The 20,381-nt window shown below is 75.3% G+C and carries 14 protein-coding genes and 1 pseudogene; 5 read left to right on the top strand and 10 right to left on the bottom strand.

What is annotated here, in order from left to right:
• Nucleotides 1-10: 10 nt before the first annotated feature.
• The 4 genes from ACPU2J_RS33735 to ACPU2J_RS33720 form a co-directional block, all read right to left on the bottom strand.
• The gene (locus tag ACPU2J_RS33735; RefSeq protein ID WP_420078242.1) at nucleotides 11-946 is read right to left on the bottom strand and encodes a hypothetical protein; all 936 of its coding nucleotides are present in this window, start codon (nucleotides 944-946) and stop codon (nucleotides 11-13) included.
• Between the two features lie 115 nt (nucleotides 947-1,061).
• On the bottom strand, nucleotides 1,062-2,696 hold the full coding sequence (locus tag ACPU2J_RS33730; RefSeq protein ID WP_423834768.1) for a cytochrome P450: 1,635 nt from the start codon (nucleotides 2,694-2,696) through the stop codon (nucleotides 1,062-1,064).
• Nucleotides 2,697-2,781: 85 nt separating this feature from the next.
• A complete protein-coding gene (locus ACPU2J_RS33725) occupies nucleotides 2,782-3,666 on the bottom strand; it encodes a hypothetical protein (RefSeq protein ID WP_423834767.1) in 885 nt (294 codons plus the stop codon).
• A gap of 150 nt (nucleotides 3,667-3,816) precedes the next feature.
• Entirely contained in the window at nucleotides 3,817-7,446 is a 3,630-nt protein-coding gene (locus ACPU2J_RS33720) for a S8 family serine peptidase (protein ID WP_423834766.1), read from the bottom strand.
• Between the two features lie 166 nt (nucleotides 7,447-7,612).
• Here ACPU2J_RS33720 and ACPU2J_RS33715 point away from each other — a divergent pair, with 166 nt between their 5' ends.
• The 3 genes and pseudogenes from ACPU2J_RS33715 (at nucleotide 7,613) to ACPU2J_RS33705 (ending at nucleotide 11,548) form a co-directional block, all read left to right on the top strand.
• Nucleotides 7,613-9,169, top strand: coding sequence for a DHA2 family efflux MFS transporter permease subunit (locus tag ACPU2J_RS33715; protein WP_420078246.1), 1,557 nt, complete (start codon nucleotides 7,613-7,615; stop codon nucleotides 9,167-9,169).
• Nucleotides 9,170-9,203: 34 nt separating this feature from the next.
• Nucleotides 9,204-9,833: pseudogene (locus ACPU2J_RS33710) on the top strand (DUF6629 family protein); the annotation flags it as partial.
• A gap of 62 nt (nucleotides 9,834-9,895) precedes the next feature.
• The gene (locus ACPU2J_RS33705) at nucleotides 9,896-11,548 is read left to right on the top strand and encodes a GMC oxidoreductase (RefSeq protein ID WP_420078247.1); all 1,653 of its coding nucleotides are present in this window, start codon (nucleotides 9,896-9,898) and stop codon (nucleotides 11,546-11,548) included.
• A gap of 79 nt (nucleotides 11,549-11,627) precedes the next feature.
• Here ACPU2J_RS33705 and ACPU2J_RS33700 read toward each other — a convergent pair whose 3' ends face one another.
• The 6 genes from ACPU2J_RS33700 to ACPU2J_RS33675 form a co-directional block, all read right to left on the bottom strand.
• Nucleotides 11,628-12,107 (bottom strand): carboxymuconolactone decarboxylase family protein, encoded by a 480-nt coding sequence (locus ACPU2J_RS33700; protein ID WP_361604444.1) that lies wholly within the window; start codon nucleotides 12,105-12,107, stop codon nucleotides 11,628-11,630.
• Nucleotides 12,104-13,186, bottom strand: a complete 1,083-nt coding sequence (locus ACPU2J_RS33695) for a dihydrodipicolinate reductase (RefSeq protein WP_423834765.1) — start codon at nucleotides 13,184-13,186, stop codon at nucleotides 12,104-12,106. Before ACPU2J_RS33695 ends, ACPU2J_RS33700 begins: the two co-directional genes overlap by 4 nt.
• Before the next feature lie 70 nt (nucleotides 13,187-13,256).
• A complete protein-coding gene (locus ACPU2J_RS33690) occupies nucleotides 13,257-13,439 on the bottom strand; it encodes a DUF6126 family protein (RefSeq protein ID WP_365140345.1) in 183 nt (60 codons plus the stop codon).
• Nucleotides 13,440-13,454: 15 nt separating this feature from the next.
• A complete protein-coding gene (locus tag ACPU2J_RS33685; protein ID WP_420078249.1) occupies nucleotides 13,455-14,081 on the bottom strand; it encodes a helix-turn-helix domain-containing protein in 627 nt (208 codons plus the stop codon).
• 91 nt (nucleotides 14,082-14,172) lie between these two features.
• Nucleotides 14,173-14,628 carry an HPP family protein gene (locus ACPU2J_RS33680; RefSeq protein ID WP_423834764.1) on the bottom strand — a complete coding sequence of 152 codons (456 nt, stop codon included), beginning with the start codon at nucleotides 14,626-14,628 and terminating at the stop codon, nucleotides 14,173-14,175.
• A 260-nt stretch (nucleotides 14,629-14,888) separates the two neighbouring features.
• Complete coding sequence (locus ACPU2J_RS33675) at nucleotides 14,889-16,424, bottom strand: ATP-dependent DNA ligase (RefSeq protein WP_420078251.1); 1,536 nt, start codon at nucleotides 16,422-16,424, stop codon at nucleotides 14,889-14,891.
• Between the two features lie 152 nt (nucleotides 16,425-16,576).
• On the opposite strand from ACPU2J_RS33675, the gene ACPU2J_RS33670 reads away from it, so the two are divergent.
• Nucleotides 16,577-19,384, top strand: a complete 2,808-nt coding sequence (locus ACPU2J_RS33670) for an alpha/beta fold hydrolase (protein ID WP_420078252.1) — start codon at nucleotides 16,577-16,579, stop codon at nucleotides 19,382-19,384.
• Nucleotides 19,381-20,277: an ABC transporter permease gene (locus tag ACPU2J_RS33665; RefSeq protein ID WP_420078253.1), complete on the top strand. Its 897-nt coding sequence runs from the start codon at nucleotides 19,381-19,383 to the stop codon at nucleotides 20,275-20,277. Before ACPU2J_RS33670 ends, ACPU2J_RS33665 begins: the two co-directional genes overlap by 4 nt.
• Nucleotides 20,278-20,381: the final 104 nt, after the last annotated feature.

The raw sequence follows: 20,381 nt of genomic DNA, 5'->3' as shown, positions 1-20,381 counted from the left end.
ACCGCCGCGCTCAGTCCTCCCCCAACTGGGCGGCGGCCAGTGCGAGGCCTCCCGCCGCCGTCGCGCAGCGGGCGGCGAGCTGCTCCACCTCGGCACGCAGCGCCTCGCTCCCGGGGCCCTGCCACGCGGGCGCCCAGGCCGCCCCGCGCAGGCGCACGGCATGGGTGTGCAGGGCGTCCGCATGCCCGTTCAGGCTCGGCCGGCACACCCGGGCCGCCGGGCGGGGTGCCCGGGCCGCCGCGGTGCGCCGCGCCGGTCCCGGACCGGGCGGGACGTCCTCCCCCGCCGGCAGGCCGGTGCCGCGGTCGCAGAACGCCCTTACGGCCGCGCCGAGTCCGAGGAGGGGCCGCGCGGTCTCGGCGCGGCCGGTGGCGACCTGCCAGCCGGCGTGGTCGTTGAAGGGGTTGGCGTCGGTCAGGGCGTCCCAGGCCAGGATGTCGGCGAACGAGGGCGCCAGCAGCCCGAAGGCCCGCTCGGTGCCGCGCTCGCGCACGATGCCTCGGAACAGCCTGGCGGCCTCGGCCTGGCGGCCGGCCTCCACGGCGCGCAGCACCGCCGCGCTGCCGGGGTCCTCCAGGAGGTCGGGCCGGGCCTCGCCGGCCGCCCGGATCCGCGCCCTGAGTCCGCAGACGGCGATGCTGATCGCCAGGCTCTCCCGGCTCGCCAGGACCCCGGCCAACCGGCCGGCCCGGGCCACCCCTCGGCCGCGCGGCGCCCAGCCCAGGCCCGCCGGATCGGTGAGGGTCCGCAGCAGGGTGCGCCAGCCCCGTCTGGTGCGGCCTCCGCGGGCGAGCGCCGCGGCGGGCAGGCGGGCGCCGAGGGCCAGGCCGGAGGCGTACCGGGCGGCCTCGCCGACCGCGTCGGCGGCCTCGGCAAGTGCGCGGCACGGGGCGTCGAGCAGGTCGACGTCCGGGGCGGTGGACGCGGAGGTCGCGGCGTCGGGCATGGGTTCGGTCCTCGGGGGTCGGCGGGGATGCGGGGTCGGCGGGGATGCCGGGTCGGCGGGTCTGGCGGAAGCCGACGCTCCGGGGCGGGGCGCCGGCCGGGCGGGTGCCGCGCGTTCAGCGGCGGCCCAGGGTGAGGCGGACGGCCTGCGGGTCCAGGGTCGGCGGCAGCGGCCCGACGGGGTCGAGCGACGGCCGGGTGTCCGTGATCCGGTGGGTCCGCAGGACCTCGGCGCAGAGCGCCGCGGTGATCATCAGGCCGAGCTGGGCGCCCGGACAGCGGCCGCCGCCGTGGCCGAAGGGGGCCATCCGGATGTCCTGGTCCGCACCCGGGTTCTTCCAGCGGCCCGGCACGAACACGTGCGCGGCCGGGACCCGTTCGGGATCGCGCTGGTGGAACGCCGCGGGCAGCAGGACGGGGGTGCCGGCCGGATGGCGCACGCCGCGCCATTCGCTCTCGGTGCGGGTGATCCGGACCAGTTCGGGCACCACCGGGTACAGCCGCAGCGACTCGCGTACGCAGGCCCGCAGCCTGGGCAGTTCGCCGCGGGCCGGTCCGGCGGCGACTTCCGCCGCCGCTTCGGCGGCGGCCGCGTCCTGCTCGGCGGGGTGCGCGCCCAGCAGCAGCAGGGTGCGCAGCAGGGTTTCCGGGACGGCGTCCATGGCCAGCAGCCAGAGCCGGGCCTCGTCGGCCGGGTCGGGACCGCTGGCGTCCTCGCCGTGCGGGGTGCCGTCGGCATGGCGGGCGGCCCTGGCGACGAGCGCCGTGTCGTCGGCGAGCCGCGCGTACTGGCGGATGCGGGCGCGGGCCCGGTCCTCCACGGACCGCGCGGCGCGCGTCCGGCCGCCGCGCAGGCCCTTGTCGCCCGCGCACAACTGGGCCAGCCATCCGGCGAGTTCCCCGTCGTCCGCGGCGGCGTCGCCGAGCACGATGCGGCGGGCGGCCCGGTGTACGGCGTGCCGGGCGCGGGCGAGGTCGAGGGTCCCGGCGGCGGTGAGGTGCCGGGCCTCCTCGGCGAGGGCCGCCAGGATCGGTCCGGCGGCGGGGTGCACGGGCAGGTCGGCGCCCAGGGCGTCCGCGGTCATCTCCCGGCGTTCGGCGCGCGGTTCGCCGCGGGAGCAGCCGGTGCCGGCCGGGTCGCCGGGGTCCGCGCCCCGGCACGAGCGCGGCGGGTCGGCCGTGAGGACTCCCGCGGGGTCGGCGTAGAACCGGCGCAGGTCCTGGGGATCGAGCAGGACGAGCACGCTCTCGCCGGACCGGACGCGCAGCAGGGCGGGCGCGTCCCCGCGGCGGGCGCGCAGGGCGCGCAGCGCGGTGGCGGAGGCGTACGTCCCGGCGGGGCGGCGGCGGGGGCGGGGGCGGACCCGTCCGGACAGCAGCGCGGCGAGGGTGGCGAGCGGCGCGGTGGCGGAGGGGGACGCGGTCCCGGCCGGGCGGAGGGCGACGGCGGGCGCGGCGGGGGCCCGGCGGAGCGCGGCGGTCGCGGGGGTCCGCCGGACGCGGGTCGCCGTGCCGGGGCCGGGCGGGGCGGGCCGGGGCTCCGCGGGCGGCGGGCCGCCCGCGGTCCGCGGGGTGCCGTACCCGGGCAGGCGGCGCAGGGTCGGGGTGTCCGGCGCGGCGCCACCGGGCCGGTGCGCGTCCGGCCGGGCCGGGCGCCGCCGCGCGGGCCGCACCGGCAGCCCGGTTCGTTCCGCCAGGGCCCGTACCCGGGCCTTCAGCCCGCGCAGGGCAGCCCCCTGGACCGTACGCATCCGTGTACCTCCGAAGCGGCAGCGACGACGGGCGGTGACATCGGCATCACCGTACGTCCCGGTCGCGGGCCGCGCGCCCCGAGGACTACGCCCGGGGGACGGCGCCTGCCCGGGGGCCGGATCCACCGCCCGGCGCGGGCGCCGCCGGGGCGAAGACGGCCTCGCGGAAGGCGCTGCGCAGGGGGGCGCCGCCGGACGTGCCGGTGGGCAGCAGCACCGCCCAGCGCCGGTGGCGCGGCGAGACCCACAGGGCGGGGCCGGGCTCCTCCGGGCCGTGGTGCGTCCAGGCGCCGTGCGGGGCGGGCTGCCAGAGCAGGCCGCGCGCGGGGGTGAGCTCGCCGGTGCGGATGCGGAGGGACTGGGCCGTCCAGGCGGCGGTGAAGGGGCGCGGGGCGGCGGTCGGCCCGTCCGCCGGGTGCAGGAGGCTCCGCAGGAAGCGGACGAGGTCGGTGAGGGGTGCGCGCAGGGTGCCGGCGACGAAGCCGGTCCCCGTCATGCCGAGGGGGTGCCAGACCCGGACGGCCGCGAGGTCGGCGAGGGGGCTCTCCGCGAGGTGTTCGACGAGTCGGGTGAGCGCGGCGGTGCCGCCCGGGTGGGTGAGGAGGTGGTGCGCGGTGGTGCCGGCGGGGGTGCCGGCCGCCGCGGCTTCCCCGTAGGCGGTGAGCGGGGTGTGCAAACTCAGTGTGCCCTCGTCGACGAGGGCGCCGACGGCCGGCCAGAGGGCGAGCACGGCGGTCAGGCCGCCGACGTCGAGCGTCGGGTCGGGAACGGGCGTTTCGCGGGGGCCTGGGGCGGGCGCCGCACGGTCGGGCGGGACGGGTGTCGCACCGTCGGGCGGAGTGGGCGGACCCTGCCCGCCGTCCGATCCGTGGTGGGGGCCTTCTGGGCCGCCGGCGGCCCACACGGCCCCGGGGTCCGCGGACTCCACGAGGGTCCTGACGGCTTCGGCCTGGTCGCTCGGCAGCGTCATGGTCGCCCACGCTAGCGAGCCCGGGTGCGGTCCCGGCGCCGTCGCGGTGGAGTCGCCGGTGCTGCCACCCGAATGCCGGTCCCGTCGGCGCGGGACGGCGGGAGGGGGCGTGACGGGTACACGACCCGCCCCGCCCCCTCCCTCAGAGCGTCAGCTCCGGTCCGGGCGGTCGGTGACCCGGAGGGTGTTCAGCAGGGGCTTGCCGTAGCCCTTGTGCGTGACGAAGCGGATGTTCAGCACCCCGTCGGTGACCGTGACCGTGTACGTGCGGGTCAGGGCCTTGTAGGTGCCCGCCTCCAGGGAGACGTCCAGGGAGGGCAGCACCTCGGTGCCCTCGGCGAGGACGTCGAAGACGCGCTTGTTGGGCTTGGTGGAGGAGAGTTCGGCGAAGCCCAGCTCCACGGTGTAGATGCCGTTGGGCACGTTGTCGAAGCGGTACTCGTACATGCCCTCGCGGGCGTTGCGGAAGAGCCGCTGGTCGTCCGTGCCGGCGATGGTGCGGCCGGTGGAGACGACGTCGCCGTTGCCCTGGTAGCCGTAGGAACCGGCGGCGTACTTGCGGTCCGGGGACCAGGCGTCGCCGAGGACGTCCGTGGAGCCGTAGCCGGAGCCGGCGTCCAGGGCGACCTGGTAGCGCGGGACGACGACCTTGACGGGGACGGTGAGGACCGGGGTCCGGCCGCTCGCCGAGGTGATCTTCAGCTCGGCGGTGAGGACGGTCCCCGCTGCCAGACCGGTCGTGTCCACCGACAGGCCGACGGGGACCTTCGCCCCGGTCGGGAGGTCGCCGGCGGCCGGCGTGGCCGTCAGCCAGTCGGCGCTCTCCGTCACCGTGAAGGCGGTGCCGAGGCCCGGGTTGGTGAGGTCCAGGGTCCGCGTCCGCTGCTGGCCGGCCGGGAGCACGACCTCCACGGACGGCTTGGAGGCCGTGACCTTGCCGGTGCGCAGGGACTGGGTGACCGAGGTGACGTCGGCGGCCTTGACGTCGACCGTCGCCGTCGCGGACTCGTACTGCGGGGCGGCGAGGGAGACGGCCCGCGCGCCGGACGGGCTCTGGACGACGTAGCCGCCGTCCGCGGCGGTGGTCGCCGAGACCGCCGTGTCGCCCGTGCCGACGGTGACCGTGGCGCCGGCGACGCCGTTGCCGTCGTTGGCGTCGAGCACCCGGCCCGCGACCACGCCGCTCTTGGTGGTGCGGAAGGCGATGGACAGGCCGTCCGTGACGACCGCGGTGTTGAAGGAGTACTTGAAGGCGTCCGTGCCGGTCGCGTTCTCCACGCCGATCGTGGCGGTGGAGCCGCCCTTGATCCCGGTGCCGCCCGTGCCCTTGTAGGCGTAGGACACGGTGCCGTCCTCGCCGATCGCCGCGGAGAAGGAGAACTTGTCGGCCTGCGCCGACCAGTGGGACACCTCGCGCCACTCGATCACGTAGCTGCGGTGCGGGGCGGTGCCGGTGACGGCGGTGAAGACGCCGGAGCCGCTGCCGGCCGCACCGACGACCAGGTCGTCCCAGAAGGGGTAGAGGGCCGCGTTGGGCGTCGCCGTGCTGGGCAGGTCGCCGTTGATGTCGCCGGTGTTGTTGCCGCCGAAGCTGACCGTGCCGTTCGTGCCGATCCAGGCCTGGCCGTACGTCTTGCCGTACAGCGGGAGCGGGAAGGGCAGGTCGACCCGTTCGGTGGTGTTGTCGCCGGTGAGGGCGAGCTGGCGGCTGCCCGCGACGTACGGGCGGTCGCCCGCGGTGGCGCAGGCGTAGCCGTATCCGTCGGTGCGCTGCGGCAGTTCGATGGCGACGTTCGCGTCGCCCGCGAGGGTGACCTTGGCCGTTCCCGTGGTCAGGCAGCGGGAGGTGTGCGCGGCGTTCACGTCGTAGGTGCCGTGCGGCAGGGTGACCTCGAAGCGTCCCTGGGCGTCCGCGGTGGCGGTCACCGGGGTGCCCGCGACCGTGACGGCGGCGCCCGCGGCGGGTCCGGTGGCCGAGGAGACGGTTCCGGTGAGCTTGCCGGAGGCGGCCTGGGTCAGCGTGAAGTCGCCGGTGGCGGTGGCGTTCTCGGTGACGGTGGCCGTGGCGGTCTGGTCGCCGTAGCCGAACTTGGCGGCGGTCAGCGTGTACTCGCCCACGGACAGAGCCGCGAAGGAGTAGCTGCCGTCGGCGGCCGTGGTCGTCGTCCGGTCGATGGGGCCGTCGGCGGTGATCTTCACGCCGGCGAGCGGCTGGCCGCCGGAGCGGACGGTGCCGCCGAGTGCGCCGAGCGCGCCGCGCGGGGCGGCGTTGACGGCGGCGAGGACGTCGAGGCGGCCTTCGCCGAAGACGTTGTTGTCGGCCGCGTTGCCCCCGCACTGGCTGCTGTCGGTGTCCAGGGCGGTGCCGTCGAGGAGCGACTCGGTCTGCGCGATGTCGCCTTCGAGGGCCGGTGCCGCCGACCAGAGCAGCGCGACGGCCGCGGCGGTGTGCGGCGAGGCCATGGAGGTGCCGGAGAACGCCTCGTACGCGCCGCCGGGGACGGAGGAGCGGACGTTCACGCCGGGGGCGGCGATGTTCGGCTTGACGATGCCGCCGGGGCCCGCGCCGCGGGAGGAGAAGGAGGCGACCGCGTTGTTGATGTCGAAGGCGCCGGAGCTGTAGGAGCTCGCGTAGTCGCCCGGCGAGCCGCTGGTGGAGCAGCCGGGCCCGGCGTTGCCGTTGGAGAAGGCCGGGAAGATGCCGGCCGCGCGCCAGGTGTCGACGATCTGCTGGTACCAGGGGTCGCCGCCGCTGCCGCCCCAGGAGTTGTTCACGATGTGCGGGGCGAGGTCGGGCCGGGGGTTCTGGCCGTTCGCGTCCGTCGGGGCGACGATCCACTGGCCGGAGGCCAGCAGGGAGGCCTCGGAGCAGGAGTTGGACTCGCAGCCCTTGGCGGCGATCCACTTGGCGCCGGGGGCCACACCGATCTTGTTGGCGCCGCCGTCGTCGCCGACCATCGTGCCCATGGTGTGGGTGCCGTGGTCGTTGTTGTCGCAGGGCGCCGCGGTGCCGCAGACGCCGGCCGGGTCGAACCAGTTGTAGGCGTGGTCGTAGGTGCCGTCCGCCTTCTTGCCGCGGTACTGGTTGTTGACCGCGGGGTGGGTGTGGTCCACGCCGCTGTCGATGTTGGCGACGACGATGCCCTCGCCGCGCACCCCGGTCTGTTCCCAGACCTGCGGGGCCTTGACGCGGTCGATGTTCCACTCGACGGCGTCGGCCACGGCCTTCTCGCGCACGCCCTCGGCGGGCTTGGGCAGGTCGACCTTGTCGTCGGCGTCGATCCGGGCCACTTCGGGGCGCTGGGCGAGCGTTCCGGCGAGCTTCTCGCTGCCGACGACGCGCAGGGCGTTCACGATCCAGTACGAGGTGTACTCGGCGCCGGCGCCGCGCAGGGCCTTGACGACGTCGGCCTGGCTGCGCGCGGCGTGTTCCTGCTTGGTCCGCAGGACCGTTTCCGCCTTGGCGGCGCGGGTCGGCTGGCGGCTCGCGGCGGTCAGGTCGGCGGCGCTGTCGAGGTAGACCCAGAAGACGGCCTTCGCGGAGCCGTCGAGCTGGGCGCGGAGCTTGGGTTCGATCTTGCGCTCGGCCGCGCTCGGGGCGGGCACCGGGTCCGTGGCGGCCGCCGCGGCGCCCGCGCCGAGCGGCAGGAGCAGGACCGAGGTGACGGCGGCGAGCGCCGCGCGCAGGGACCGTGAGGTCCGCGGGCGGCGCGGCGCCCGTAAGGATCCGCTCGGTGAGGATCCGGATGACCGTGCGGACCGGTTGTCGGGTGGGGCCACGTGTTGTCTCCTCGTACGCCGTGTGCGGGATGTGCGGGAAGGGTGCGCGTGACGTGCGGGGGTCATGGTGAACGAGCGGTCATGCTCATTACAAGAGGGCCTAATGAGCCGTATCCGGCCACCCTTCCCGCTGGCCCTTCCCGGCCGTGCGGGCCAGCCTGAAGTCATGACCGCGCCCTACGGGCCGGACGGGGCCGCCGCGCCCCCGCCCGGGCCCTCCGTGCCGATCGCGTCCGCACGCGGCCGGTGGATCCTGCTGGCCACGGTGCTCGGATCGACCATGGCCCTGCTCGACTCGACCGTGGTGAACGTGGCGCTCCCCCGCATCGGTCAGGACCTCGACGCCGACCTGGCGGTGCTCCAGTGGACGGTGAACGCCTACCTGCTGACCCTCGCCGGCCTGATCCTGGTCGGCGGGGCGCTCGGCGACCGCTTCGGACGGCGCCGGATCTTCGTCGTGGGCGTGGTCTGGTTCGCCGTGGGCTCGCTGCTGTGCGGGCTCGCGCCCGACGCGGGCGTGCTGGTGGCCGCCCGGGCGCTGCAGGGCATCGGCGGGGCGCTGCTCACTCCCGGCTCCCTCGCGCTGATCCAGGGCTCGATCCGCGCGGAGGACCGGGGCCGCGCCGTCGGCCTGTGGTCGGGCCTGGGCGGGGTCGGGGCGGCGGTGGGCCCCTTCCTCGGGGGCTGGCTGGTGGACGGGCCGGGCTGGCGCTGGGTGTTCCTGCTGAACGTGCCGGTGGCCGCGCTGTGCGTACCGGTGGCGCTGCGGCACGTACCGGAGTCCCGGGACCCGCAGGCGCACGGGCGGTTCGACGTGGCCGGCGCCGTGCTGGGGGCCGGATCCCTCGGGCTGGTCACCTACGCGCTGATCGAGGCCTCGTCCGGCACGGCCCCCGTGATCGCGGCGGCGGTCGGCGGAGTGCTGCTCGGGGTGGCCTTCGTCCTGGTGGAACGGCGGCGCGCCGATCCGATGGTGCCGCCGGACATCTTCGCCTCGCGCCAGTTCACCGCCGTCAACCTGGTCACCTTGTGCGTGTACGCCGCCCTGGGCGGCTTCTTCTTCCTCGTGGTCCTCCAACTCCAGGTGGTGTCCGGCTACTCCGCGCTGGCGGCCGGAGCCGCCATGCTGCCGACCACCGTGCTCATGCTGCTGCTGTCGGCGCGCTCGGGCGAACTCGGCGAACGGATCGGCCCGCGCCTCCCGCTCACCGTGGGACCCCTGCTGTGCGCGGCCGGAACCCTCCTGATGCTGCGCGTGGGACCGCAGGCCTCGTACACCGGGGACGTCCTGCCCGCGATGGCCGTCATGGGCATGGGCCTGGTGATCCTCGTGGCGCCGCTGACCGCGACCGTGCTGGCGAGCGTGGACCCGGGGCGCGCGGGCCTGGCCAGCGGCATCAACAACGCCGCCGCGCGCGCCGCCGGCCTGCTGGCGGTGGCGGCACTGCCCCTGCTGGCCGGGATGGGACCGGAGGCGTACCTCTCCGCGGACCAGTTCGACGCCGCCTTCCGGCGGGCCATGCCGTGGTGCACCGCGGCCTTCGCGGCGGGCGCCGTCGTGGCCTGGGCGACCGTGCGGTCCCCCGCCCCGGGGGCGTGCCACCCGCAGTGCCACACCCACTGCGCGCTGGTCTCCCCGCCGCTCGAACCCAGCGAGGGGGCCGGCCCGGCGCCCGCGGCGCCCGACGACGGCTCCCCCGGCCCGGCCCGCCCGGCGCGATGAGGGCCACGGCGCCGGCCGGCGCACCCGCCATCGGCTCCGGGCGGGCACGGCCATCGCCGCCGTCGGGCTCGTCCGCCTGGCGCGGGTACGGCGCGCCCGTGACCTGCCGGTGGCCGCGCTGCCCCTGCTCCTGGGCGCGCACCAGCCGGTGGAGGCCGCCGTCCGGAACACCGGCGGCGGCTCCCCGGCCGTCACGGCCTGGGCGGTGATCGCGTTCCCCCTGCTGCCGGCGTGGGTGCCCGCCGGGGTGCTGCTCGCCGCCGCGCCGGGCGCGCGGCGGCGCCTGTGGGCGACGCTCGCCGTGGGAACGGCCACGGCCGCGGTCCTCGCGTACGAGCTCGCCACCGGGCCGGTGACGGCCGAGATCCGGGGCCGGACGATCGGCTACGGCGTGAAGGTTCCGTGGATGCCCCTGGTCCTGGCGGGCTACCTGTTCGCCACCCTCGACGCCCTCCTGCCGGCCGGGGACCGCCGGCTGTGGACCCTCGGCGTGGTGCTGGCGGCAGGGGCCCTGGCCTGCTCAGCGCTGTGGCGACTGGAATTCACCTCCACCTGGTGCGCGTTCGCGGTGGTCGCCTCGGTGCTCGTACCGGGCTGGGTACGGCAGCGGCAACCGGGCCTCTCCGGCCACACGGCCGACCGAAAGTTACCTAGACGTATGTAGTGACTTCACACGCGGGCAGCAGTAGAACTCGTTCCCATTCCATCGAGAGTGAGGAACGTCACATGAGTGACAAAGCCCTGCCCAAAAGGGGCTCCAATGGAATCTCCCGACGCGGATTCCTGGGTAGAACTGGTTCCATTGTGGGGGCACTGGCGCTGGCCGGTCCGCTCGCCCCGGGCCCGTCCTCCGCCGCAGCCGCCACCGCGCCCGGCCCCATCGGCCACGGGGCCCACGTACCGGCCCTCGTCATCGGCACCGGCTACGGCGGCTCCGTCGCGGCCCTGCGGCTCGCCCAGGCGGGCGTGGACGTGCAGATGATCGAGATGGGCATGTCCTGGGACACCCCCGGCCCCGACGGCAAGATCTTCCCGAAGGTGACCAGCCCCGACTACCGGTCGTTCTGGCTCCGCACCCGGACCAAGGCCCCCCTCAGCAACTTCCTCGGCTTCCCGATCGACCGGGACGTCCCCCGCTACACGGGCATCCTGGACGCCGAGGACTTCGCCGGCATCACCGTCTACCAGGGACGCGGCGTCGGCGGCGGCTCCCTCGTCAACGGCGGCATGGCGGTCACGCCCAAGCGCGCCAACTTCGCCGCCGTCCTGCCCTCGGTGGACGCCGAGGAGATGTACTCCGTCTACTACCCGCGGGCCAACTCCGCCCTCGGCGTCGGCATGGTCGACCCCGCCTGGTTCGACACGGCCGACTGCTACCAGTTCTCCAGGGTGGGCCGCAAGCACGCCCAGCGCTCCGGCTTCGCCTGGACCTTCGTACCGGACGTGTACGACTGGGACTACATGAAGAAGGAGGCCGCGGGCACCGTCACCAAGTCCGCCCTGGCCGGCGAGATCCTCTACGGCAACAACGCCGGGAAGAAGTCGCTCGTCCAGACCTACCTCGCCCAGGCCCGGGCCACGGGACGGGTCACCATCTCCCCGCTGCACAAGGTGACCTCCGTGTCCCCCGCTGCCGGCGGCGGCTACACGGTCGCGATCGACCAGCTCGGCACCACCGGCGAGACCCTGACCACCAAGACGGTCACCGCGGACCGGGTGTTCTTCGCGGCCGGCAGTGTCGGCACCAGCAAGCTGCTGGTCAGGCTGAAGGCCACCGGGGCACTGCCGAACCTCAACGGCGAGGTGGGCAAGGGCTGGGGCGAGAACGGCAACGTCATGTGCGGCCGGGCCAACCACATGTGGGACCCGACCGGCAAGCTGCAGTCCACCATCCCCTGCTCCGGCATCGACAACTGGGACGCCGGGGGCGCCTTCGCGGAGGTGGCTCCGCTGCCCACGGGGATCGAGACCTACGCCTCCTTCTACCTGTCGATCACGAAGAACCCCCACCGCGCGGAGTTCACCTTCAACGCAGCGACCGGCGCGGTGGACCTCAGCTGGCAGACCGCCTGGAAGCAGCCGTCCATCTCCATGGCCAAGACCATCTTCGACAAGATCAACGCGAAGGAGGGGACGATCTACCGCACCGACCTGTTCGGCGCGTACAAGATCTGGAACGACACCCTCACCTACCACCCCCTCGGCGGCGCGGTCCTGAACAAGGCCACCGACAACTACGGCCGCCTGCACGGCTACACCGGCCTGTACGTGATCGACGGCGCGCTCATCCCCGGCAACGCGAGCGTGAATCCCTTCGTCACCATCACGGCACTCGCCGAACGCAACATCGAGAAGATCATCGCCACCGACCTCCCGTAGCGCCGCGTCTCCCCCCAGCGGCAGGGGCCGTTCGGACGCACCGGACGGCCCCATTCCCCTGGCATGCGGAAGCTCTCGCTCAGTGCCCCGGGAGCACGCAGACGCTGTCGAGCCCGAGCACGTGGTTGAGCCGGCCGAACGCGAGCCACGACCCGATGCTCATGGTCAGCTCCACGATCTCCAGCTGGCTGTAGTGCGCGGTCATCCGCTCCCAGAACTCCTCGTCCAGCCCGTGGTGGTCGAGGGTGTACCGCTCGGCGTACTCGGCGGCCAGCCGGGTGCGCTCGTCGAACGCCCCGGTCGTGCGCCACTCGGTGACGGCGTCGGCGAACTCCTCCTCGACCTTGGCCCCGTCGCGTTCGGTGCGCCAGTCGAGGCAGAAGACGCACCCGTTGATCTGCGCCACGCGCAGCCGGGCGGCCTCGAACTCGCGCAGGCCGAGGGTGGTGTGGGCGTAGACGGAGAGCGAGAAGTTCGCGGCGGCCATGCCGATGCCCGGGACCATGTCGCCCCAGACGTACTCGATGGGGTGCTGGCCTTCGGGGATGTCGATCCTCATGACGGTTTCCTTCCGAGTCTGCCGACGGCGGGGCGCAGCGGGACGTCGAGTGCGTCGTAGAGGCCGGGCGGGGCCTCGGTGAGCCAGTCGATGGCGCCGACCAGGCGGCCGACGGCCGTGGCGTTGCCGCCGGCCGAGCGGTTCTCGCCCTCGTCGGTGGCCGCCACGGTCACCTCGATGCGGGGCCGTCCCTCGATCACCACCCGGTGCGCGCCGTCGCCGCCGTCGGGCGGCACGGGCCAGTCCGGGGCGCACGAGGCGTGGATGCGGGTGACGTGCTCGATGACGATCCGGGGCTCTCCGGCGACGACGCCCTGCACCTCGAAGCGGATCGCGCCCTGGGTCCCGGCCCGGAACTCCCCCATGGTGCGGGTGGTCACGGTGGTGTCGAGGGCGCGACGCTCCGACGTCTCGCGGATCTCGTCGAGTTCGACGCCGAGGGCCCTGGCCATCATGCGTATCTGGCCGCCCCACACCATGGTCGGGACGGAGGGCATGAGCATCATCGGCTCGAAGTCCATGGGCTGCCCCATGCCGACGAGCAGGCGGACGGAGTCCGGCTGGTTGTAGGTGGAGTAGTCGAAGATCTCCTGGCAGCGGATGGCGTCGATGGTGGTGCCCAGTCCGCTCAGCAGGAGCGGGAGCACGTCGTTGCCCCACCCGGGGTCGACGCCCGAGGCGAACAGCGAGCCGCCGCCCTCCTCCACGGCGGCCAGCACGGGGGCACGGAACTCGGGCGGGGCGCTGCGGTGGTCGTAGAGCGGGTACAGCGCGGGGCTGACGACGACGGCGCCGCAGCGGATCGCGCGGGTGATGTCGGCGAGGGCGTCGTCGGGCCGGACGTCCCCGGAGGCGGCGTACACGACGGCCCGGGGGCGTGCGGCCAGCACGGCTTCGACGTCGTCGGTGGCCCTCACCCCCGACAGGTGGTCGAGTCCGCCGAGTTCGCCGGCGTCGCGGCCGACCTTGGCTGGATCGTGGACGATGACGGAGGACAGTCGGAGCGCGGGATGGGCCTCGACGGCGCGGATGGCCAGACGGCCGACGTTGCCGGTACCCCAGACAACCGTGGAAATCATGCGCGGAGGGTAGCCACCGGCCCCTCACCTTTCCATAGCCGCGCGGCACCGACTCGCGCGTGCCGCGGACTTACTGGTTCTGGCCACCCAGGACGAAGAGGAGGTAGACGAAGAACGCGAAGAGGTGGCCGACGAAGAGGTAGGCGATCAGCCGGATGATCAGGCCGCGGGGGAACTTGGCCTCGAAGCGGGCGCGGACGCCGACGGGCTTGTCTGCGCCGACGGGCTCGTCTGCGGGGGAAACGGGGGACATGGGCGGACTCCTCGCCTATCGGTGGTGCGTGGTGGTCGGGGCCCCGCCCAGGCACAGCCCGGCGAGACTGCTCTGCAACAGGGTGTGGACGAACAGCAGCTCGGCTCCCCCGGAGGAGGCGGCGCCGATCCGGTGCGGGGTCAGCGAGTCGAAGTGCGCGCTGTCCCCGGGCTCCAGGAGGTGCTCGGCGTCCCCGAGGTGCAGCCGCAGGCGCCCCTCCAGGACGTACAGCCACTCCTCGCCGGGGTGTACGCGGACCAGCTCGTCCTGGCCGCGCCCCCGCGGCACGTGCACGCGCAGCGCCTGCATGCCGCGCCCCGCGCCGCCCGCCTGCCAGTACGTCCACCCGTCGGCCTCCCGGGCGCCCGGTCCGCCGGCCCGTACGATGGGGTCGGCGACGGCCGAGGTCTCGCCGAGCAGCTCGGAGACCGTCGTACCGTAGGTGCGGGCGAGGCCCAGCAGCAGGGGCAGCGAGGGCTGGCGTCGGCCGGTCTCCAGGCGGGACAGGTGCGCGGGCGAGAGCCGGGCCCGGGCGGCGGCCTGCTCCAGGGTGAGGCCGGCGCGCCGGCGCAGCTCGCGCAGCTGCGGTGCCACGGCGGGCAGCTCGTCGACCGCGTCTTCGGGGGCGGGACCGGGTGTCATGCCCCGATTGAGCCAGAGTCTTGCCTTCCTGGCAAACCTTCTTGCCTCTGAGGCAAAGCCGCCCGTCCGGGGCCGTCCGGCGGCACCCGTCTCACCACCAGCGGACGGGGTACGGGGGCGCCGCCCGGCGCAGGCGCGAGGTCGTGTACCCGCCGAGGACCAGGACCACCGTGGCGCCGAGCAGCAGGGGGACGAACCGCACGGGCACCGGGTCCTGGAGCACGACGACCACGGCGGTGGCACAGGCCGGCGAGTGCGCGGCGCGGGCGAGGCTCGTCGCGGCGAAGGTCAGGCCCGCGGCCACCGCGGCGCCCCAGGGGCTGCCGGGTACCACCGCGAGCACCGCGTAGCCGGAGGCGGCGCCCAGGAGATGGGCGAGGACGAGGGTGCGGGGCTGCGCCGCGGGCAGCCCGGGAGTGTGGTGCAGGACGGCGGCGCTCGCGGCGAGGGAGGGCAGGAGCACCGGCTCCCCGATCAGCGCGCCGGCCGCCGCGAGGGCGAGGAGGGCGGTGGCGACCGCCCCGCTGCCGGGCAGCACCCCGAGCACCGCCGCCCGGATGCGCCGCCCGGCCCCCGGCCGGGCCGGTGTGCCGGTGCCCGGCGCTTTCGGGCCGGGTCCCGGCGGGCGGGAAAGTACGGATTCGACGTCCACGAGGGCGGCTCCTGGCACGGCGGAAGGGGGCCGGCGGGGGTGTTCGCCGGGCGCCGGCCCGCGACGGGCCGGCCCGCGGTCACCCTCCCCCACCGGTCCATCACCGCCCTATGACGCCTCTGCGGTCCGGAGCGCAGGAAGGTCACCCGTGGGGCTCACGGCGTGTGGTCCTGCCCGAGCACCGTCTCCACCGTGTCCGCCTGGGCCGCGTCCTTGTCGGGGCGGTGGCGCAGGACCCGGGCGAAGCGCAGGGCCACCCCGGCCGGGTAGCGCGTGGAGCGCTGGAGGCCGTCGTAGGCGATCTCCACGACCAGCTCGGGCCGCACCCGCACCGTGAAGCCGTCGTCGGAGGTCGCGAGGGCGCCGAGCGCGGCAGTCTGCCAGCGCAGCATCTCGTCCGTGAGCCCCTTGAAGGTCTTGCCCAGCATGGCGAAGCCGCCGTCGGCGGCGCGCGCCCCGAGGTGCAGGTTCGACAGCAGTCCGGTGCGCCGGCCGTGGCCCCATTCTGCGGCGAGCACCACCAGGTCCAGGGTGTGCACCGGTTTCACCTTGAGCCACTGCTTGCCGCGCCGGCCGGCCGCGTAGGGCGCGTCGAGGGCCTTGACCACCACCCCCTCGTGGCCACGGCGCAGGGTCTCGGCCCAGAACCCCTCGGCCTCGTCCCGCTGCGCCAGCGGGTCCCGGACGGCGAGCCGCCCGACGCGGGCGCTCTCGGGGACCAGGGCGGCCAGGACCTCGTACCGCTCGCTGACGGGGAGGTCGAGGAGGACGTCGTCACCCGCGGCGAGGACGTCGAAGAAGTAGGGGGCGACCGGGAGGGTCCGGCGGGCGGCCGCCACGTCGAGCCGCGAGCCGACGCGGCTCGCGATCTCCTGGAAGGGCACCGGTCGGCCGTCCGGCGCCCGGCCGATGACCTCCCCGTCGAGGATGAACCGCTCCCCCGGCAGCGAGCGCGCCAGCTCGGCCACCTCCGGGAGCCGCCCGGTGATCTCGTCGAGGGAGCGCGTGTAGATCCGTACGTCGTCCCCCTCCCGGTGGACCTGCACGCGGATGCCGTCCAGCTTCTCCTCCACCGCGCACGGCCCGAGCGCGTCCAGGGCCTCGGCGACCGAACCTGCCGTGCCGGCCAGCATCGGCTGGACGGGCCGCCCCACGCGCAGGGTGACGGCGCGCAGGGCGGGCGCGCCCTCGGCGAGCACCGCCTCCGCGACGCGCGGCAGCGATCCGTCCAGCATCACCGCCCGGCGCAGTTCGGCGGCGGGGACGCCGGCGGCCGCGGCGACGCCCTCCAGGGCCACCGCGTCGAGCGCGCCCTGGCGGACCTCCCCGGACAGCAGCCCACGCAGGAACCCCTGCTCGGGTCCGGTGGCCGCGCCCAGCAGGGCGGCGACGATGCCGCGGCGGCGCTCGGCCGCCCCGGCCCCCGCGACGGCGGCGAGTTCGCTCACGGCGGTGTCGACGTCGCGGACGGCGAGGGTGGGCCGCGGTGCGGGCGGGATCTCCTGGCCGAGGGTGCGCCGGCCGATGCCGGGGCGGCCCTGCGGGAGGCGCCCGGCGAGGTAGGAGATGACCAGGCCGGCCTCGCCCGGCGGGGCTGCCGCGAAGAGCTCCGCCAGCAGGGCGGTCTTGCGGGAACGGGCGGAGGTCGCGGCGACCTCCCGGGACACGCGTGCGACCTCGGCCAGGAGCATGCGGCCATCCTGCCGCCCCCGGGCGGGCCGCGCAGGTCGGAGATCCGTACCGCGTCCGCGGTACGGGCGGGCCCTGGAGTAGTACCGGAGAAGGGCGGCAGTTCCGCCTGTGGGTGCTCGAAGGCCCGTGGCCGGGCCCTTAGGGTGCCCCTATGAAGCTCCGAATGCCCCGGCGCCGCCGGGACCGCCTGCTCGCGGGAGCCGCCGCGCTGGTCGTCGTGGCGGGGGCCGGCACGTGGACGGCCTCGTCCGCGTCCGGCGACGCGCCCGCCGTGCACCGGCAGGACCAGGTCCTGAACATGCCCGGCGCCGGGATCGACACCTCTTACTTCACGGCGGACGGCGCGGGGGGCGGTGCGGCGAAACGGCCCGCCGTCCTCCTCGGCCACGGGTTCGGCGGCAGCAAGGAGGACGTCCGCGCGCAGGCCGAGCGGCTGGCCCGCGACGGGTACGCCGTCCTGACCTGGTCCGCGCGCGGCTTCGGCCGCTCCGGCGGCAAGATCGGGCTGAACGATCCCGAGCACGAGGTCAAGGACGTGTCCCGGCTCGTCGACTGGCTCGCGGCCCGGCCCGAGGTGCGGCTGGACGGGGCGGGCGACCCCCGGGTGGGCGTGGCCGGTGCCTCCTACGGCGGTGCGATCGCGCTGCTGGCCGCCGGGCACGACCCGCGGGTGGACGCCATCGCCCCGCAGATCACCTACTGGAACCTCGCGGACTCGCTCTTCCCGGGCGGCGTCTTCAAGAAGCTGTGGTCCGGGATCTTCTTCACCACCGGTTCGGCCGGCGGGCTGCAGCCGGGCGGCACCGAGCCGCGGGAGAGCGGGGACGGGCAGCCGCGGGACGCGGGGAACGCAAGGCCCCAGGCCCCGGCCGGAGCGGCTCCGGGCACGGCGACCGAGACCGGCAGCGGTCCCGCGGAAGCCGCGGCGGATCCCGCCTGCGGCAGGTTCACCCCCGAGCTGTGCGCGATGTACGAGCGCGTCGGGGTGGCCGGGAAGCCGGACGCCGAGGCCCGCAGCCTGCTGGAGGGGCGCAGCCCGTCGGCGGTCGCCGACCGGATCAAGGTGCCCACCCTGATCGTGCAGGGCCAGGACGACTCCCTCTTCCCGCTGGACCAGGCCGACGCGATGGCCGCGGCCATCACCTCGAACGGCGCTCCCGTGGCCGTGGACTGGGCGGCCGGCGGGCACGACGGCGGCATGCGCGAGGCGGACCGGGTGGAGGCCCGCGTGGCCGCCTGGTTCGACCGCCACCTCAAGGGCGACACCGGCGCGGACACCGGTCCGGCGTTCCGGGTGTCGCGCTCCGGTGGCATCGACTCCACCGACGGCCAGGTGATACTGCGCGGCGCGAGCGGCGAGCGCTACCCGGGGCTGGTCTCCGGCCCGCGGGAGGTCGCGCTGACCGGGCGGGAGCAGACGTTCACCAACCCGGTGGGCGGCGCACCCCCCGCACTGTCCTCGCTGCCCGGCATCGGCGGGCAGCTCGCCTCCTTCGGGGCCGGGCTCTCGCTGGACTTCCCAGGCCAGAACGCACGGTTCGAGTCGGCACCGCTGGACGGGGACCTGATGGTCACCGGCAGCCCGACCGTAACCCTGAAGGTGAGGTCGACGGCTGCGGACGGGTCCGCCGTGCTGTTCGGCAAGGTGTACGACGTGGGTCCCGACGGACGGCAGCAGCTGCTGCCCTCCCAGCTCGTCGCCCCGCTGCGGGTGGAGAACGCCCAGCAGCCCACGACCGTGCGGCTGACGCTGCCCGCGATCGACCACTCCTTCGCGGCCGGACACCGGATGCGGCTGGTCGTCGCGGCCACCGACCTCGGCTACGCCTCCCCGGCGTCGCCCGCCGCCTACACGGTCGCGGCCGAGGGACCCCTGGCCGTGCCCGTCGCCTCCGACGTGCGGACCGCCACCGCCGGGCTGCCCGCCTGGACGTGGGGGCTGCCGCTCGGCGCGGTCGCCCTCGCGGCGGCGCTGATCGGCCTGCGGCGGCCCGGCCGGGGCCGTCCGGGGGCCGGGGTGCCGGAGCCGGACCCGGCTCTGGCCGACGTACCGCTGGAGATCACCGGTCTGTCCAAGCGGTACGCCAAGTCCCAGGACCGCTACGCGGTGCGGGACCTGTCGTTCCGGGTGGAGAAGGGGCAAGTGCTGGGGCTGCTCGGACCCAACGGGGCCGGGAAGACCACCACCCTGCGCATGCTGATGGGCCTGATCTCGCCGGACGCCGGGGAGATCCGGGTGTTCGGGCACGCCGTGCGCGCCGGGGCGCCCGTGCTGTCGCGGGTCGGGGCCTTCGTGGAGGGTGCGGGCTTCCTGCCGCACCTGACGGGCCGCGCCAACCTGGAGCTGTACTGGCAGGCCACCGGCCGTCCCGCCGAGGACTCCCACATGGCGGAGGCCCTGGAGATCGCCGGGCTCGGCGACGCCCTGGAGCGCGCCGTGCGGACGTACTCGCAGGGCATGCGCCAGCGGCTCGCCATCGCACAGGCGATGCTCGGCATGCCGGACCTGCTGATCCTCGACGAGCCGACGAACGGTCTGGACCCGCCGCAGATCCGCGAGATGCGGGACGTGATGATCCGCTACGCGGCGGGCGGACGGACGGTCATCGTCTCCAGCCACCTGCTGTCGGAGGTGGAGCAGTCCTGCACGCACCTCGTGGTCATGGACCGCGGCCGCAGGGTCGCCGCGGGCGAGGTCGCCGAGATCACCGGTGGCGGGGACACCCTGCTGGTGGTCCTGGCCGAGCCGGTGGACGAGGTCACCGTGGAGAAGGTGGCGGCGCTGGAGGGAGTGGGCTCGGTGGTGGCCGCCGACGACGGGCTGCTGGTCCGTCTCGACGGCACGACGGCCTCGGGCCTGATCACCGAACTCGTACGGCTGGAGGTGCCGGTGTCCGCAGTGGGCCCGCACCGGCGACTGGAGGACGCGTTCCTCACCCTGATCGGAGGTGCGGCGTGAGCACGGCGACGACGGCCGCGAAGACGGCGGAGCCCGCGAAGTCCGCGGAGACCGCACCGGGCTACCGCGCCAACCGGACGCTGCCGCTGCGCGTGGAGGCGCTGCGCCAGTGGCGTCGGCGGCGGACGCTGGTGATGGGCGGGGTGCTGGCCGCACTGCCCTTCGTCATGATCATCGCGTTCGCGGTGGGCGGCGGGCCGGACAGCCGCGGCGGGAACAACCGGATCACCCTGATCGACACGGCGACGGCCTCCGGCGCGAACTTCGCCGCGACCTGCCTGTTCGTGTCGGCGGGCTTCCTGCTGGTGGTGCCGGTGGCACTGTTCTGCGGGGACACCGTGGCCTCCGAGGCGAGCTGGTCGTCCCTGCGCTACCTGCTGGCCTCCCCCGTCCCGCGGGCGCGGCTGCTGTGGAGCAAGCTGGTGGTGGCGCTCGGCTTCAGCCTGGCGGCGATCGTCCTGCTGCCGGTGGTGGCGCTGGCGGCGGGCACCGTCGCGTACGGCTGGGGTCCGCTGAAACTCCCCGCCGGCGGGGCGCTGGCGGCCGGGGACACCGTCCCTCGGCTGGCCCTCGCGGTGGCCTTCGTCTTCGTGTCGCAGCTGGTGACGGCGGGACTGGCGTTCTGGCTGTCGACCCGCACGGACGCGCCCCTGGGCGCGGTGGGCGGCGCGGTCGGCCTGACCATCGTCGGCAACGTCCTGGACGCGGTCACGGCGCTCGGCACGTGGCGGGAGTTCCTCCCGGCGCACTGGCAGTTCGCGTGGGCGGACGCCCTGCAGCCCCAGCTGGAGTGGGGCGGGATGGTCAAGGGGGCGGTGGTGTCGGTGTCGTATGCGCTGGTGCTGTTCGCGCTCGCGTTCCGCGGGTTCTCCCGCAAGGACATCGTGTCCTGACCCCTGGCGCGCCGGACCACGGGGCGCGCCACGGACGGGAACGGGCGGCGGCCGGTGACGGCCGCCGCCCGTCGTCGTGGTCGCGGGTCCCGCGCGCCGTCGCC

Origin of the sequence: Streptomyces manipurensis, from assembly GCF_049570255.1 — a bacterium.
Classification (GTDB): Bacteria; Actinomycetota; Actinomycetes; order Streptomycetales; family Streptomycetaceae; genus Streptomyces; species Streptomyces manipurensis.
The sequence above is the reverse complement of the archived record's forward strand: the minus strand, read 5'-3'. Positions and strand labels throughout refer to the sequence as shown.

Coding starts and splice junctions, on each gene's coding strand:
- ACPU2J_RS33735 (WP_420078242.1), bottom strand. CDS start 946: ATGCCCGACGCCGCGACCTCCGCGTCCACCGCCCCGGACGTCGACCTG.
- ACPU2J_RS33730 (WP_423834768.1), bottom strand. CDS start 2,696: ATGCGTACGGTCCAGGGGGCTGCCCTGCGCGGGCTGAAGGCCCGGGTA.
- ACPU2J_RS33725 (WP_423834767.1), bottom strand. CDS start 3,666: ATGACGCTGCCGAGCGACCAGGCCGAAGCCGTCAGGACCCTCGTGGAG.
- ACPU2J_RS33715 (WP_420078246.1), top strand. CDS start 7,613: ATGACCGCGCCCTACGGGCCGGACGGGGCCGCCGCGCCCCCGCCCGGG.
- ACPU2J_RS33705 (WP_420078247.1), top strand. CDS start 9,896: ATGAGTGACAAAGCCCTGCCCAAAAGGGGCTCCAATGGAATCTCCCGA.
- ACPU2J_RS33700 (WP_361604444.1), bottom strand. CDS start 12,107: ATGAGGATCGACATCCCCGAAGGCCAGCACCCCATCGAGTACGTCTGG.
- ACPU2J_RS33695 (WP_423834765.1), bottom strand. CDS start 13,186: ATGATTTCCACGGTTGTCTGGGGTACCGGCAACGTCGGCCGTCTGGCC.
- ACPU2J_RS33690 (WP_365140345.1), bottom strand. CDS start 13,439: ATGTCCCCCGTTTCCCCCGCAGACGAGCCCGTCGGCGCAGACAAGCCC.
- ACPU2J_RS33685 (WP_420078249.1), bottom strand. CDS start 14,081: ATGACACCCGGTCCCGCCCCCGAAGACGCGGTCGACGAGCTGCCCGCC.
- ACPU2J_RS33675 (WP_420078251.1), bottom strand. CDS start 16,424: ATGCTCCTGGCCGAGGTCGCACGCGTGTCCCGGGAGGTCGCCGCGACC.
- ACPU2J_RS33670 (WP_420078252.1), top strand. CDS start 16,577: ATGAAGCTCCGAATGCCCCGGCGCCGCCGGGACCGCCTGCTCGCGGGA.